Below are 12,517 nucleotides of genomic sequence, written 5' to 3'. Positions count from 1 at the left end.
GAGGCCGAGTCGGCGCGGCAGGAACTGCGACGAGACCGTGCTGCCCTGGCGAGCTGTTGGGCGGTCAGGACGGCTGGACCTGGTCGAAGAGAGCGAGGGCTTCGGCGGGGTCCGGGCTCACGAGGCGTTCCAGACCGGCCGTCGTGATCTTCGCCCACCTGCCGGCCCGTGCGCACATCTGTTCCTCGAAGGCGCGGACGGCCTCGTCCAGATCTGCCGGATCAGCAGCGATGGACTCCGCGAGCTCGGCACCGTCCAGCATCGCGAGGTTCGCGCCTGCCCCCAACGGTGGCATCAGGTGGGCGGCGTCGCCCAGTAACGTCACCCCGCGGACGTGGGCCCAGGTGTGGGATTCGGGCAGGACATAGAAGGGGCGGTGGACGAAAGCGCTGCCGTGGCGGAGCAGGTCGAGGACGGGAGCGGCCCAGCCGTCGAACATCGCCAGAAGGCCCGATCGCACGGCCTCGACGTCGGCCAGGTCCAGCTCCGCGTGCCAGTCCAGTGGAGCGCGGAACTTGGCGTACACCTTGACGTGACCGCCGCTGTTGCGTTGGGCGACGAGAGATCGGTTCACGCCGTAGACGGCCACCGAACCGTCGCCGATCAACTGGGCGAGGTCAGGGTGGCGGGTGTCGACGTCGTCGAGCGAGGTCTCGACCGAGGTGACGCCGGTGTACTGCGGCGTCACCGGCGAGACTGCCGGGCGGACCCGGGACCAGGCGCCGTCCGCGCCCACCACGAGATCGAACGTCTCCTGCCGCCCGTCCGCGAAATGAACAAGGACGCCGTCCTCGGTCCCCGGCACCACCTGCGCCACCTCTCGCCCCCACTGCACGTCGAGAGGGCCGAGCAGCAGGTCACGGAGTTGCCCGCGGTCGATCTCCGGATTGGCCTGCTCATCCGGACCGGGTCGCCAGTCCCGCAGAACGGTCCCCGCAGCGTCCAGGATGCGCATGGCCTGCCCCTCGGGACGAGACAGCGCCTGGAACTCCGCCCGCAGACCCGCCTTGTCCAGGGCCAACTGGCCCAGTCCTTCGTGCAGGTCCAGCGTGCCGCCCGGGGGACGGGAGTCGGGCGCGGCATCGCGTTCGAGGACGACGACGGGGTGGCCGTGGCGGTGCAGGACACGGGCAAAGGTAAGGCCGGCGGGGCCGCCCCCGACCACCGCGATACGATGTCTCATAGCGATACACTGTATCGCGGTCTTACCGCGCATCGCCACGGCAGGGAGTGACAATGACTGTGTGGGACCGGCCGGAGCCGCCGCATCCCCCCGTGCCGCTCGACCGGGAGCAGATCGTCGCCGCCGCCATCGCGCTGGCCGACGAGGGCGGGCTGGAGGCGGTGTCGTTGCGCAAGGTCGCCGCCCGGCTGAACGCCGGTCCGATGCGGCTGTACGGATACATCTCCACAAAGGACGAGCTGCTCGACCTCATGGTGGACGAGGTCCACGGCGAGATTCTTCCCGGGGGACAGCCCGGTGACTGGCGGGAGACGCTGCGCGTCCTCGCCCACCGCACCAGGCAGGCCGCTCTGCGCCACGAATGGCTGGCCGACCTGCTCGGCGGCCGTCCGACTCTGGGCCCGAACGGCCTCGCCGTGACCGAGGCCAAGCTGGCCGCCCTCGACGGCCTCGCCGACATCGACACCGTCCTGCGCGCCGCGGAAACTGTCAGCGCCTACCTCATCGGCGCGATCAGGCGCGAGATCGCGAACCGGCGGGCCGAACGCGCCACGGGCCTGTCCAAGCGCGAGTGGCAGCGCGCCTCCGGCCCGCACGTGACGAGAATGTTGGCCACGGGCCGCTTCCCGGCGCTGGCCAAGGCCGTGCACGACGGCGCAGAGGTGAACGCCGAGGCGTCCTTCGCGACCGGCCTGGACTGGGTCCTCGACGCCGTGGCCGCCAAACTCACCCGACCGTCGGCGTAACGCCCAACTCCTGATTGGCGGCAGCGCGGCTGGACCATCCCGGCGCGCGATGCCGGCGGGGCGTCGGCGATGCTGTGGGCGTGGAGTACGTGTCCAGAGTGCCGCGACCGCCGCTGGACGGGCTGATCGACGACCTCTACTACCTGGAGGGTGCGCCGCCGTACGCCCGGTTGACGCTGCCGCCCGCGCCGTCGGCGCTGCTCATCGTCAACCTCGGGCCGCCCTTTCGCATTCGCGGCGGCACCGACATCGAGACAGTCGAGTACGCCGACGGCTGCGTGGTCACCACGCCCACCCGCGCGTGGGAGTTCGGCTACCCACTGCGGACCCGGTCCGTCGGCGTGCACGTCAAGCCGTGGGGGCTGGCGCCGTTCCTGCCGATGCCCGCGGCCGAGCTGTGTGACCGGCCGGTGACGATAGAACAGGTTTGGGGCCGGCCCGCCGTTGCTGAGCTGCGGGACCGGCTGGCCACGGCGGACGGACCGCACGAGATGCTGACGCTGCTCGAGGAGGAGCTGATGCGACGGCTCTGCGAGACCACCGGCCTGGGGCTGGTCCGCCATACGAGCAGCGTCATCGCGGCGACCAGCGGGGCGGTGGCGATCGGCGACCTGAGCGTGGCAGCCGGTGTCAGCAGCACTCATCTGGCACAGCGGTTCAAGGAACTCATCGGCGTCACGCCGAAGCGGCTGGCCCGCACCCACCGCTTCACCGCCACCGTGTTCGCGATCAACCCCGCCGGACCGGTCGACTGGGGCGACCTCGCCGGTGGCGCAGGCTACTTCGACCAGGCCCACTTCGGCCACGAGTTCCGGGCGTTCACCGGGCTCACGCCGACCCGGTACGTCGAAGTCCGGCGGCGGTTCATGCGCGAACATCCCGGCCACGCGATGGACGGCTGGCCGCTGCCGGCGGATTGATTTCTTACAGGAGCGACAGTTCACGACACGCTAATTTGGGGGCACCCCAAAACAGAGGAGCGCCCCGTGGGCAAGGTGGTCATGTACAGCTCGGTGTCGGTGGACGGCTTCGTCGCGGACGAGAACGACCAGCCCGGACCGCTGTTCGACTGGTTGCTCAGCGGTGACGTCCCGTTGGACGAGAGTGGCGTGTTGAAGGTGTCGCAGACGTCCTACGACTACACCCGGCCGTACTGGGACCAGATCGGAGCGACAGTCGCCGGCCGCCACGTCTTCGACATGACGGACGGCTGGGACGGGAAGCCTCCGGGCGGGGTCGACCACGTGGTCGTCGTGACGCACCGGCCGGCGCCCGAGGGCTGGGACCCCGAGGCGCCGTTTCACTTCGTCGACGGGGTCGAGGCAGCCGTGGCCAAGGCGCAGCAGCTTGCGGGTGACCGCGTGGTCGAGGTCGCCGCCGGCGACGTCGGTGGCCAGGTGCTTGCCGCGGGCCTGATCGACGAGGTGCGCATGGACGTCGTACCCGTCGTGTTCGGGTCCGGCAAGCGCTACTTCGGGTCGGTCGACGCGCAGCACCTGTTGGAGGATCCTGACGTGGTGATTCAGGGCAACCGGGTGCTTCACCTGCGCTTTCGGGTGCGCCGTTGATCGACCTGCCGACCGCGCCCGCACGCCGCCGTGGTGCTCGACCGCCACGGCGGCGTGCGGGCCGGTGGGCACCTCAGCCCTGACGGTTGAGCCACTCCCGGTACGTGGTGGGCGCGATGACGGCGTCCTCGGCGGCGAGGAGAGCCGCTCCGGGTATGGCGGCGAACATGCCGGCGCTGTCGTCGGTGGTGACGGTGCGCTGGTCACCGCGCGCGGCGAGCGTGATCCGCCCCAGCTCGTCGAGGGCGAAGACGTCGGGGCCGGCGACGTTGCGGACACCGCGCAGGGGTGCGCCCATGCTGACCTCGGCGACGGCCTGCGCCACGTCGGCCGCGGCCATGGGCTGCACGGGGGCGCTGGGTAGGCGGACGGTGGTGTCGTCGGCTGTCCACGACAGGATCGCCTCGACGAACTCGAAGAACTGGGTGGCGCGGACGATCGAGTACGGGACGGGACCGGCCTTGAGGATGTCCTCCTGGAGGACCTTGGCGCGGTAGTAGGCCAGGTCGGGCACCTGGTCGACGCCGACGATGGAGAGCACCACGGCGTGGCCGACGCCCGCGCGACCGGCCGCGGCGAGGAGGTTGTCCATGGTCGTCTGGAAGAAGGCGGGGGAGGCGTCGTCGAAGGTCGGCGAGTTCGTCAGGTTGACGACGACCTCGGCGCCGGTGAGCCCGTCGGACAGGCCCTGCCCGGTGAGCAGGTCCACCCCGGTGGACGGCGAGAGCGGCACCGCCTCGTGACCCGCGGCCTGCAAGATCTTGACGACCTGCGACCCGATGAGCCCGGTCCCACCCAGTACGGCGATCTTCATGCCCATGCACCTTCCCCTGGTTGTGCGGTCCGGTCGCTGACGCGAGACAAACTCGGACCTCTCTTGTCCGGGAACTATACTCGGACACAATTAGTCCGAGTAGCGGGGTGGCTAGGGTGAGCGCATGAAGATGTCCGGCGGGGTCGAGTGGGCGCTGCACTGCTGCGTGGTGCTCACCGCCAGCAGCGCACCCGTCGCGGCGGCCAAGTTGGCGGAGCTGCACGACGTCTCCAGCAGCTACCTCGCCAAGCAGCTCCAGTCGCTGGCCCGCGCCGGCCTGATCCACTCGGTGCAGGGCAAGTCGGGCGGCTACGTCCTGACCCGTGCGCCGGAGAGCATCACCCTGCTCGACGTGGTCCGGGCCGTCGACGGCCCCGGCCCGACCTTCGTCTGCACGGAGATCCGCCAGCGCGGCCCCTTCGCGACCCCGGCCGACTCCTGCACCACGCCGTGCCCGGTCGCCCGCGCGATGTGGGCCGCCGAGGACGCGTGGCGTCAGGCGCTCGGCGCGGTCACGATCGCCGACCTCGCCCGCGACGTCGACGCCAACTCCGGCCCCGAGGCCCTGGCCGGCATCCAGACCTGGCTGACCAGCGGAGCCAGCTGACCATCGTCAGCCGGTGTGGCGTACCTCGGTGTCCCAGATCTGCGCCCACGGACGCCGCAGCCCCCGGCACACGTGGATCGGGCCGCCGTTCTCGTCGTTGTCCACCTCGACCCGCTGGTCCACCCGCCCCGCGAGCGTGCACTCGTCGAACCAGGTGGTGAGCTGGTCGGGGCGCTCCCAGCCGACGGCGATGACCACGTCCGCGTCGGCGGGCGGCTGGCCGAAGCTGACCATGCTGTTGTGCCCGGAGTATGCCCGGGGCAGCTCACGGACCGGACCGTAGCGGGCCAGCGCGCCGGCCTCGCCGTAGTTGCCGGTCAGGATGACCGCCCGGGAGCGTTCCTCCGGCGGCAGCCCACGATGGACGGCGGCGACCGAGTCGGCGAACGCCGGCCAGCCGATCGTCTCGCCGGCGTCGTAGTTGACGTCGACCACGAAACCGGGCAACCGCTCGGCCGGCAGCACCGGCAGCAGCAGCACGATGGTGGGTAGCAGGAACGGCACCGCGCCCAGCGCGAGCAGCCCCCGACGCAGCCGGACCGACCCGCGCGCCGCCCACCCGACGGTCACCACCGCGCCAGCGGCGGTCAGCACCAGCAGCAGCGGCGCGTCGTAGTAGCCCTTGCCACCGGCGATCAGCACGATGCCGACCACCACCAACCAGGCCCAGCCCATCGCCCGGTACGCCCGCCACGCCGGTCGGCGCAGCAGCGCGACGAGACCGGCGATCCAGATGGGTACGGCGAACGGGCTGATGATGACGAACTGGAGGGTCAACGCGTCGAGGCGGCCACTGTAGGAGCTGTCGCCGTCGGCGATGGAGGCCGCCACGCCGAGCTGCGGAAAGCCGTGCGCCGCCTGCCAGATCAGGTTCGGCGCGGCAAGCAGCACGGCGATCCCGGCGGCCGCGAGCACCCAGCGGTCGCGCAGCAGCCGACGGGGCCCGGCGATGAGCACCCCGCCGATCAGGCCCACGGCCAGCAGCGCCGGCAGCAGCTTGCTGAGCATGCCCACACCGAGCGCCAACCCGATGCCCAGCGCCCAGCGACTGTCACCGGTGCGCAGCAGCCGCACGGCACAACACGCCGCGACCAGCCAGACCACCAGGTCGACGGTGGTGGTGCTGAGCAGGTGCCCGCTGGCGAGCACGATGCCGGACAACGCGGCCAGCACCGCAGCGACGATCTGTGCGCTCCGGCCGCCGCCCAATTCGCCAGCGAGGGCGGCGACCAGCAGCACAGCGACGCCGGCCAGCACCGCCGACGGGGTACGCAGCGCCACCAGGTTGCCCGGGGCGATCGTGTCGAGCAGCCGGGCCAGCGCCGGCACCAGCGGGCCCTGGTCGACGTAGCCCCAGTCGAGGTGTCGGCCGGCGAGCAGGAAGTACAACTCGTCGCGGTGATAGCCGTAGCGACCGGCGAGCAGCAGCAACGTCACGGTCGTCGCGGCGGCGACCAACCACGGGCCGCGGGAGGGCGAACCCGGCTCCGGCGGCTGCGCCGGCGGTGGCGACTGGGTTGGCTGCTGCGGTCGGTCGATGTCGATCGCGGGCTCGCTCACCCGCTCATGATGACCGGCGACGTGGCGGCGCGGGTGCCCGTGCCGGGGCCCGGCGGCCTCCGTGTGCGGGTGGCCCAACCGGGTGCGAAGATCGGCTTTGTCACTCGGACCGAAAGGACGATATGCGCTATCGCACTCTGGGCGCCACCGGCACTGTGGTGTCGACCCTCTGCCTGGGCACGATGACCTTCGGCGCGGAGACCGACGAGGCCGGCAGCTTCGCCCAACTGGACCGGTTCGTCGAGGCCGGTGGCACCTTCGTCGACACCGCTGACGTCTACTCCACCGGTGTCTCCGAGGACATCGTGGGGCGCTGGCTGCGTAGCCGGCCCGACCTGCGCGACCGACTGGTGATCGCCACCAAGGGGCGGTTCCCGATGGGTCCGCGGGCGAACGACGCCGGCCTGTCCCGGGTGCATCTCACCCGCGCCCTGGACGCCAGCCTGCGCCGCCTCGGCGTCGAGGCCGTGGACCTGTACCAGGCGCACGCCTGGGATCCGCTGACCCCGCTGCCGGAGACGCTGCGGTTCTTCGACGACGCGGTGCGCGCGGGCAAGATCCGCTACGCCGGGGTCAGCAACTTCACCGGTTGGCAGTTGCAGAAGGCGGCCCTGCTCACCCAGCACCTCAACCTCACCCCGATCGTGACCCTGCAACCGCAGTACAACCTGCTGGCCCGGGAGATCGAGTTCGAGCTGGTGCCGGTCTGCGAGAACGAGGGCATCGGCATCCTGCCGTGGTCGCCGCTGGGTGGCGGCTGGCTGACCGGCAAGTACCAGCGTGACAGCACGCCCACCGGCGCGACCCGGCTCGGTGAGAACCCGCAGCGCGGCGTCGAGGCGTACGCCGGTCGGAACGCCGAGGAGCGCACCTGGCGGGTGCTCGACGCGGTACGCCAGGTCGCCGGGGACCGTGGCGTGTCCCTGTCGGCGGTGGCGTTGGCCTGGCTGGCGGCTCGACCGGCGGTCACCTCGGTGATCCTCGGCGCGCGTACCACCGAGCAGCTCGACGACAACCTGACCGCCGCCGACCTGGTCCTCGACGCCGAGCAGATGCGGCTGCTGGACGAGGCGAGCGCCCCGCTGGTGGGTGACTACCCGTACGGCGGGGCGGGTGTACGCCAGCGCGCCCGGGACCTGCCGACCACGTCGTGATTGCCTTTCCCGAGCCCACCGCCCCGGCCGGCAGCCGCACCGAGGTCTTCCTGCGCTACCTGGACTACTTCCGCGAGTCCACTGTGGCCAGGGTGTCGGCGTTGGCCGAGTCGGAGCTGCGGCACAGTCGGCTGCCGTCCGGGTGGACCCCGTTGGAGCTGCTCACGCACCTGCGCCACGTCGAGCGGCGCTGGATCGAGTGGGGTTTCCAGGGCCGGGACGTCGCCGAGCCGTGGGGCGACCGCCGCGAGGACCGCTGGTATGTCGCCCCCGACGAGACGCGGGAGGACCTGGTGGCGGCGCTGCGAGCGCAGGGCGCGCACACCACGGCGGTGGTGACGGCGCACGACCTGGCGGAGGTCGGCGCGCCGGGGCCGCGGTGGAACGGCGCGGCCCCGGCGTCGCTGGAGCGGGTGTTGTTCCACCTGGTGCAGGAGTACGCCCGCCACCTCGGTCACCTCGACGTGGTCGCCGAACTCGCCGGGGGCCCGACCGGGGAGTGAGGCCGTCGGCTCGATAATGGGCGAATGCCGCTGCTCGTCACGCCGGCCCTGCCCGCCGGGGGCCTCGCCGCCCAGGAGCAACCCCACCTTCCGGTACGCCCCGGGCTGGCGCTGCGGCCGTGGCGCGACGACGACGCTCCGGCCGTCCGGGCCGCCTTCGACTGTCCGCAGATCCAGCGGTGGCACGTCCGTCGTCTGGACACTGACGACGAGGCGCGGGCGTGGACCGCGCAGTGGGCCGACCGTTGGCGTGACGAGACAGCCGCCAGTTGGGCCGTCGTTGACGCCGACGACCGGCCCATCGGTCAGGTGGGGTTGCGCGACGTGCTGCTGACCGAGGCGTCGGCGCAGGTGTCGTACTGGGTGGTGCCCGCCGCACGCGGGCGGGGCATCGCCGCCGAGGCGCTGCTCGCCCTGACCAGGTGGAGTTTCACCCGAGCCGGGTTGCACCGGCTGGCCCTGGAGCACTCAACCGGCAACGCGGCGTCCTGCCGGGTGGCCGCGCGGGCCGGCTTCACCGAGGAGGGCGTTGCCCGCGGGTCGGTGCGCCACGCCGACGGCTGGCACGACATGCACCGGCACGCGCGGCTGCGCACCGACGGCCCGACCTGATCGGCGGGCTTGGTCGCGCTCCGTCGTCGGCCGGACGGCTCAGCGGGCTTCGGCCCAGCCGACGAAGCGCGGGGTGAGGTCGGGCGACGCGACGCCCGGGTTGAGCGTGGTGAGGTCGGCTTCTGCTGCTTCCTGAAGCTCTGCCAGGTGGGCCAACAGGCCCGGCCGATCCTCGCGGTACTCGCCGAGGAGGCGCAGCTTCGCGGCGGAACACGGCCACCGGATGCCGCAGACCCGGCAGCGCCACGACGGCCGCAGCGGGGAGTGTTTAGGGCGCTGGGGCATCAGCCGACCCCCACCGGACCGGAACGCCGGACCGGTGCGGGCCGGCGGGTCTCGTCGGCGCGGCGCGGGGACAACACCTGGATCTGTACGCCCGCACGCATGACGAACAACTCGCGCCGGGCGATCGCTTCGCCCTTCGGGTTCAGCTCGTAGGCGTCGAGCCAGAGCCAACCGTGGTAGGTGTGCCGGTCGGGTAACTCGCGGATGACCCGGACGACTATCGGTTTCTGGAACTGGACACTGGCGGCGGCGGTCAGGAGGATCACGTCCCCGGCCCGCAGTGTGCCGGTCATCGCGGCTCCGGTGGCTGTCGGCTGCGCTGGCCCGGCTTCCTCGGCTGGCATCGATGTCCCCCCTTGACTGGGCGTTGGGAAGGGGCCGCCCCGTCGGGGCGGCCCCGCTACGAACGCGTCCGCCGGGTTCGGGTCCCTGCCGGCCACGCCGTCTACACAGCACCTTGCCGAGGGTTGCTGGACAATCACACAGCGTTGTGTAATCTTCTTCGGACGGTTGGTTTGTTCCAGGGGAGGGGCGGCATGAACCACGCCTTTGTTGCGGCGCTCGCCGAGGCGGGTCACACCGCCGAGAGCCTGGCAGGTCGCATCGGCGTGCACCCGAAGACCGTCGCGAGATGGGCAAACCCGGGCCACATTCCGCAGAGCCGTCACCGCTCGACCGTCGCGGAGTTGCTGGCAAAGGACACCGACGCGCTTTGGCCGGACGTCGTGCGTCGTCGCGAGCCGGTGTGGTTCCGGCCGTGGGTCGATATCGAACGCGAGGCGGTGACGCTGCGATCGTTTCAACTGGCCTGGGTGCCCGGGTTGTTGCAGACGGAGGCGTACGCGCGGGCGACCCTGGCGGGTGGGGTGCTGAGACCGGACGCGGTCGGGGAGTTCGCCGAGGCTCGGATCGGCCGGCAGGCGATCCTCACCCGGGACAGTGGACCACTGCTGATCGCCGTGCTGGACGAGGCGGTGCTCCGGCGACGTGTGGGCGACGACCGGGCCCTGATGGCGGCGCAACTCGCCCGCCTGCTCGGGCACGCCGAGACGGGCAGCGTCCAGCTCCACATCGTTCCGGCGGACGCGCCCAGCTATCCCGGTTTGGACGGCCCTTTCACCATCGCCGACATGCCGGACGGGTCGCGGGTCGCGCACGTCGACGGCCCGGCACAGGCTCAGATCCTCGACCAGGCATCGGAGCTTGTTAACCTGGAACGACGGTGGGAGCGTATTCGCGGAGAGGCACTGCCCCGAGGGCGTTCCCTGGACCTTCTCAGAGAAGCGGCAGCATCATGGACATGAGCGGTGCGCGGTGGCGTAAGAGCACGAAGAGCGGCGGCAACGGCGGTGACTGTGTCGAGGTCGCCGACAACCTCCCGGGGGTGGTCCTCGTGCGTGACACGAAGGATCGCGACGGCGGCACGCTGACCTTCAGCCCGCAGTCGTGGCGTGGCTTCGTCGCGATGACCCGCGACGCCGGCTGACCGACCACCCCGTAAGCAGGCTCCCGGCGCTGGTCGGGGGCCTTTTGCGTGGGGCGGTCACCGCGCACGACCCGGATCAGCGGACAGCGGCGGGTTCGGCCGCCTGCGGCTGCGGGGTGGTCGGCCAGGTGAGCCGGCGCACGGCGGGGACGAGTGAGGTGCCCGCGCAGGAGACGAGCACCAGCAGGCCGGCGACGGCCAGCGGGACGGGCGCGCCGAACGCGTCGGCGGCCAGTGGCGCCAGCGCGTATCCCAGCGGCATGGCGCCCAGTGAGACCAACCAGTCGTACGAGGTGACGCGGGCCAGCACCTCCGGTGGGAAATGGTGCTGCACGACGGTCTCCCAGACCGGGTTGAAGTAACCGAGAGCAGTCAGCGCCACCGCGTAGGAGACGATCACCGCAGGGGCGGGCGCGGCGACGGCGAGCAGGAACAGGGGCGCGGCGTAGCTGGCCAGCCCGAGGTTGGCCAGCAGCACCGGTCGCCGCAGGCGGACCCGCCCGGCCAGCAGCGAGCCGATGAGCATCCCGATCGCGCCAGCCTGCAACAGCAGCACCCAGGTCGTCTCACCGCCGAGGCGGTCGATGGCGACGGCCGGGCCGAGGGTCATCAGCACTGCGGCGGCGCCGTTCCACACGCCGTGCCCGAGCAGGCTGGTCCAGAACCAGTCCCGGGCGCGCACCTCCCCGAGGCCGTGCCGCAGGTCGGCGAGCACGGAACGGCGGGGCACCGGCACGTGGCGGACCCGCAGCAGCGCCAGCAGGAGGGCGCTGAGCGCGAACGACGCGCTGTCGAGGATGAACGCCCAGCCGGGTCCGGCGGCCCAGATCAGCGCGCCGGCCAACGCCGGCCCGGCGAGGCGACTGGTGTTGGCGGTCATCCCCATCAGGGCGTTGGCCCGCTGCCGGTCGGCCGGCTCGACGGTGCCGGCGACCAGTGGAGACGCGGTCGGAATGGCGAACGCCGACGCGGTGCCGCCGAGCGCGGACGCCACGACAACTGTGGTCAGCGACGGGTCGCTGCCGAGCAGCTCCACGCCGACGGCGAGCTGTGTCGCACAGCGGACCAGGTCGGCCAGCATGGCGACCCGGCGCGCGTCGAACCGGTCGGCCACGACACCACCCAGCGGCAGCAGGAGCAGTCGCGGGATCATCGCCGCCGCGAGGACCACGGCCAGCGCCCCGGTGGAGCCGGTGGCCCGCAGCACGGCCAGGGCCAGAGCGGCGGGCACCACCGCCTCGCCGAGAGCCGAGACGGTACGACCCAGGAACAGCAGCCGGAAGGAGGGGATGCGCAGGGGGTGAGCCATGACCACAACATACTTCGACACCGAACCTTTCGGCAATGAATATTTCGACGCTGAGGTAAGCTGGTGCGGTGACCATCACTCCGGATGACGCCGACCGGCACATCGAGCGCTGGCTTCCCGTGGTGCCCGACCTCGACGCGGACGTCGAGGGCGCGGTGACCAGGATGATCAAGCTGACCCGGCACCTGCGTTCGGTCAAGGAACGGGTCCTGGTCGATCTCGACCTGCCGGCCCACGAGTACGACACCCTGCACGCCCTGGCCGGCCGCCGCGGCCGGGCGGCGCCCTCGGACCTCGCCGCGGACCTCGCGATGGCCCCCGCCTCGATCACCGCGCGGGTGGACGCCCTGCTGCGGCGAGGTTTCGTGCGCCGCATTCCGTCCACTGTCGACCGTCGGCGGGTGGATGTGGAGCTCACCGACGCGGGGCAGGCGGCGTGGCGCGGGGCGATGGAGATCCAGGGCGGGGAGGAGCACCGGTTGCTCGGCGCGCTCACGGCGACCGAGCGGCGACACCTCGCCGACCTGCTGCGCCGGGTGCTGCTCGTCGCCGAGCAGCCGGCGGCCGACTGAGCCGGGCCGGAACTTCTCACCAAAGGCGGGGCTGCGGGCTGCCGCCAGGTCGGGCCGACGAGACGGCGCTGCGGGAGCGGCGTGAGCAGATCGAGGGCGAGCACGCCGAGGTGCAGGG

16 protein-coding genes are annotated in these 12,517 nt (G+C 71.9%); 10 read left to right on the top strand and 6 right to left on the bottom strand.

Annotation, left to right across the window (positions count from 1 at the left end; translation table 11 throughout):
• Positions 1 to 64 precede the first annotated feature (64 nt).
• Positions 65 to 1,183, bottom strand: a complete 1,119-nt coding sequence (locus tag ABZU25_RS24455; RefSeq protein ID WP_355031699.1) for an NAD(P)/FAD-dependent oxidoreductase — start codon at positions 1,181 to 1,183, stop codon at positions 65 to 67.
• Positions 1,184 to 1,236: 53 nt separating this feature from the next.
• Between ABZU25_RS24455 and ABZU25_RS24450 the strand changes: the two genes are divergently transcribed.
• The 3 genes from ABZU25_RS24450 (at position 1,237) to ABZU25_RS24440 (ending at position 3,497) form a co-directional block, all read left to right on the top strand.
• Entirely contained in the window at positions 1,237 to 1,929 is a 693-nt protein-coding gene (locus ABZU25_RS24450; protein ID WP_355031698.1) for a TetR/AcrR family transcriptional regulator, read from the top strand.
• Between the two features lie 80 nt (positions 1,930 to 2,009).
• Positions 2,010 to 2,849 carry a helix-turn-helix domain-containing protein gene (locus tag ABZU25_RS24445; protein ID WP_355031697.1) on the top strand — a complete coding sequence of 280 codons (840 nt, stop codon included), beginning with the start codon at positions 2,010 to 2,012 and terminating at the stop codon, positions 2,847 to 2,849.
• Between the two features lie 66 nt (positions 2,850 to 2,915).
• Positions 2,916 to 3,497, top strand: coding sequence for a dihydrofolate reductase family protein (locus ABZU25_RS24440; protein ID WP_355031696.1), 582 nt, complete (start codon positions 2,916 to 2,918; stop codon positions 3,495 to 3,497).
• A gap of 73 nt (positions 3,498 to 3,570) precedes the next feature.
• On the opposite strand, the gene ABZU25_RS24435 is transcribed toward ABZU25_RS24440, so the two are convergent.
• A complete protein-coding gene (locus ABZU25_RS24435; RefSeq protein WP_355031695.1) occupies positions 3,571 to 4,311 on the bottom strand; it encodes an NAD(P)H-binding protein in 741 nt (246 codons plus the stop codon).
• Positions 4,312 to 4,435: 124 nt separating this feature from the next.
• On the opposite strand from ABZU25_RS24435, the gene ABZU25_RS24430 reads away from it, so the two are divergent.
• Positions 4,436 to 4,918, top strand: coding sequence for an Rrf2 family transcriptional regulator (locus ABZU25_RS24430; protein ID WP_355031694.1), 483 nt, complete (start codon positions 4,436 to 4,438; stop codon positions 4,916 to 4,918).
• A 6-nt stretch (positions 4,919 to 4,924) separates the two neighbouring features.
• Here the strand turns inward: ABZU25_RS24430 and ABZU25_RS24425 are convergent, their stop codons facing one another.
• A complete protein-coding gene (locus ABZU25_RS24425) occupies positions 4,925 to 6,478 on the bottom strand; it encodes a glycosyltransferase family 39 protein (protein WP_355031693.1) in 1,554 nt (517 codons plus the stop codon).
• A 122-nt stretch (positions 6,479 to 6,600) separates the two neighbouring features.
• Between ABZU25_RS24425 and ABZU25_RS24420 the strand changes: the two genes are divergently transcribed.
• Genes ABZU25_RS24420 through ABZU25_RS24410 form a run of 3 tightly spaced genes read left to right on the top strand, consistent with a single transcriptional unit; the run spans position 6,601 to position 8,747 of the window.
• Complete coding sequence (locus tag ABZU25_RS24420; RefSeq protein WP_355031692.1) at positions 6,601 to 7,632, top strand: aldo/keto reductase; 1,032 nt, start codon at positions 6,601 to 6,603, stop codon at positions 7,630 to 7,632.
• Positions 7,629 to 8,135: a DUF664 domain-containing protein gene (locus ABZU25_RS24415; protein WP_355031691.1), complete on the top strand. Its 507-nt coding sequence runs from the start codon at positions 7,629 to 7,631 to the stop codon at positions 8,133 to 8,135. Before ABZU25_RS24420 ends, ABZU25_RS24415 begins: the two co-directional genes overlap by 4 nt.
• Positions 8,136 to 8,159: 24 nt before the next feature.
• Entirely contained in the window at positions 8,160 to 8,747 is a 588-nt protein-coding gene (locus ABZU25_RS24410; protein ID WP_355031690.1) for a GNAT family N-acetyltransferase, read from the top strand.
• Between the two features lie 39 nt (positions 8,748 to 8,786).
• On the opposite strand, the gene ABZU25_RS24405 is transcribed toward ABZU25_RS24410, so the two are convergent.
• Entirely contained in the window at positions 8,787 to 9,032 is a 246-nt protein-coding gene (locus ABZU25_RS24405) for a flavin reductase (RefSeq protein ID WP_355031689.1), read from the bottom strand.
• A complete protein-coding gene (locus tag ABZU25_RS24400; protein WP_355031688.1) occupies positions 9,032 to 9,325 on the bottom strand; it encodes a hypothetical protein in 294 nt (97 codons plus the stop codon). The genes ABZU25_RS24405 and ABZU25_RS24400 overlap by 1 nt, the downstream gene beginning before the upstream one ends.
• 243 nt (positions 9,326 to 9,568) lie before the next feature.
• Here ABZU25_RS24400 and ABZU25_RS24395 point away from each other — a divergent pair, with 243 nt between their 5' ends.
• Together ABZU25_RS24395 and ABZU25_RS24390 are read left to right on the top strand one after the other, a co-directional pair.
• Positions 9,569 to 10,336, top strand: coding sequence for a DUF5753 domain-containing protein (locus ABZU25_RS24395; RefSeq protein WP_355031687.1), 768 nt, complete (start codon positions 9,569 to 9,571; stop codon positions 10,334 to 10,336).
• A complete protein-coding gene (locus ABZU25_RS24390; protein WP_355031686.1) occupies positions 10,327 to 10,518 on the top strand; it encodes a DUF397 domain-containing protein in 192 nt (63 codons plus the stop codon). The genes ABZU25_RS24395 and ABZU25_RS24390 overlap by 10 nt, the downstream gene beginning before the upstream one ends.
• A gap of 76 nt (positions 10,519 to 10,594) precedes the next feature.
• On the opposite strand, the gene ABZU25_RS24385 is transcribed toward ABZU25_RS24390, so the two are convergent.
• Positions 10,595 to 11,827: an MFS transporter gene (locus tag ABZU25_RS24385; RefSeq protein ID WP_355031685.1), complete on the bottom strand. Its 1,233-nt coding sequence runs from the start codon at positions 11,825 to 11,827 to the stop codon at positions 10,595 to 10,597.
• A 68-nt stretch (positions 11,828 to 11,895) separates the two neighbouring features.
• On the opposite strand from ABZU25_RS24385, the gene ABZU25_RS24380 reads away from it, so the two are divergent.
• Entirely contained in the window at positions 11,896 to 12,399 is a 504-nt protein-coding gene (locus tag ABZU25_RS24380; RefSeq protein WP_355031684.1) for a MarR family transcriptional regulator, read from the top strand.
• Positions 12,400 to 12,517: the final 118 nt, after the last annotated feature.

Origin of the sequence: Micromonospora sp. NPDC005215 (assembly GCF_040607915.1) — a bacterium.
In the GTDB taxonomy this organism is placed as follows: Bacteria; Actinomycetota; Actinomycetes; order Mycobacteriales; family Micromonosporaceae; genus Micromonospora.
Note: the sequence above shows the minus strand (reverse complement) of the source record. Positions and strands in the feature narration are given on the sequence as shown.

Bases quoted from the DNA above. Each gene is read 5' to 3' on its own strand.
- ABZU25_RS24455 (WP_355031699.1), bottom strand. From the start codon at position 1,183: ATGAGACATCGTATCGCGGTGGTCGGGGGCGGCCCCGCCGGCCTTACC.
- ABZU25_RS24450 (WP_355031698.1), top strand. From the start codon at position 1,237: ATGACTGTGTGGGACCGGCCGGAGCCGCCGCATCCCCCCGTGCCGCTC.
- ABZU25_RS24435 (WP_355031695.1), bottom strand. From the start codon at position 4,311: ATGAAGATCGCCGTACTGGGTGGGACCGGGCTCATCGGGTCGCAGGTC.
- ABZU25_RS24430 (WP_355031694.1), top strand. From the start codon at position 4,436: ATGAAGATGTCCGGCGGGGTCGAGTGGGCGCTGCACTGCTGCGTGGTG.
- ABZU25_RS24420 (WP_355031692.1), top strand. From the start codon at position 6,601: ATGCGCTATCGCACTCTGGGCGCCACCGGCACTGTGGTGTCGACCCTC.
- ABZU25_RS24410 (WP_355031690.1), top strand. From the start codon at position 8,160: ATGCCGCTGCTCGTCACGCCGGCCCTGCCCGCCGGGGGCCTCGCCGCC.
- ABZU25_RS24405 (WP_355031689.1), bottom strand. From the start codon at position 9,032: ATGCCCCAGCGCCCTAAACACTCCCCGCTGCGGCCGTCGTGGCGCTGC.
- ABZU25_RS24400 (WP_355031688.1), bottom strand. From the start codon at position 9,325: ATGACCGGCACACTGCGGGCCGGGGACGTGATCCTCCTGACCGCCGCC.
- ABZU25_RS24395 (WP_355031687.1), top strand. From the start codon at position 9,569: ATGAACCACGCCTTTGTTGCGGCGCTCGCCGAGGCGGGTCACACCGCC.
- ABZU25_RS24390 (WP_355031686.1), top strand. From the start codon at position 10,327: ATGGACATGAGCGGTGCGCGGTGGCGTAAGAGCACGAAGAGCGGCGGC.
- ABZU25_RS24385 (WP_355031685.1), bottom strand. From the start codon at position 11,827: ATGGCTCACCCCCTGCGCATCCCCTCCTTCCGGCTGCTGTTCCTGGGT.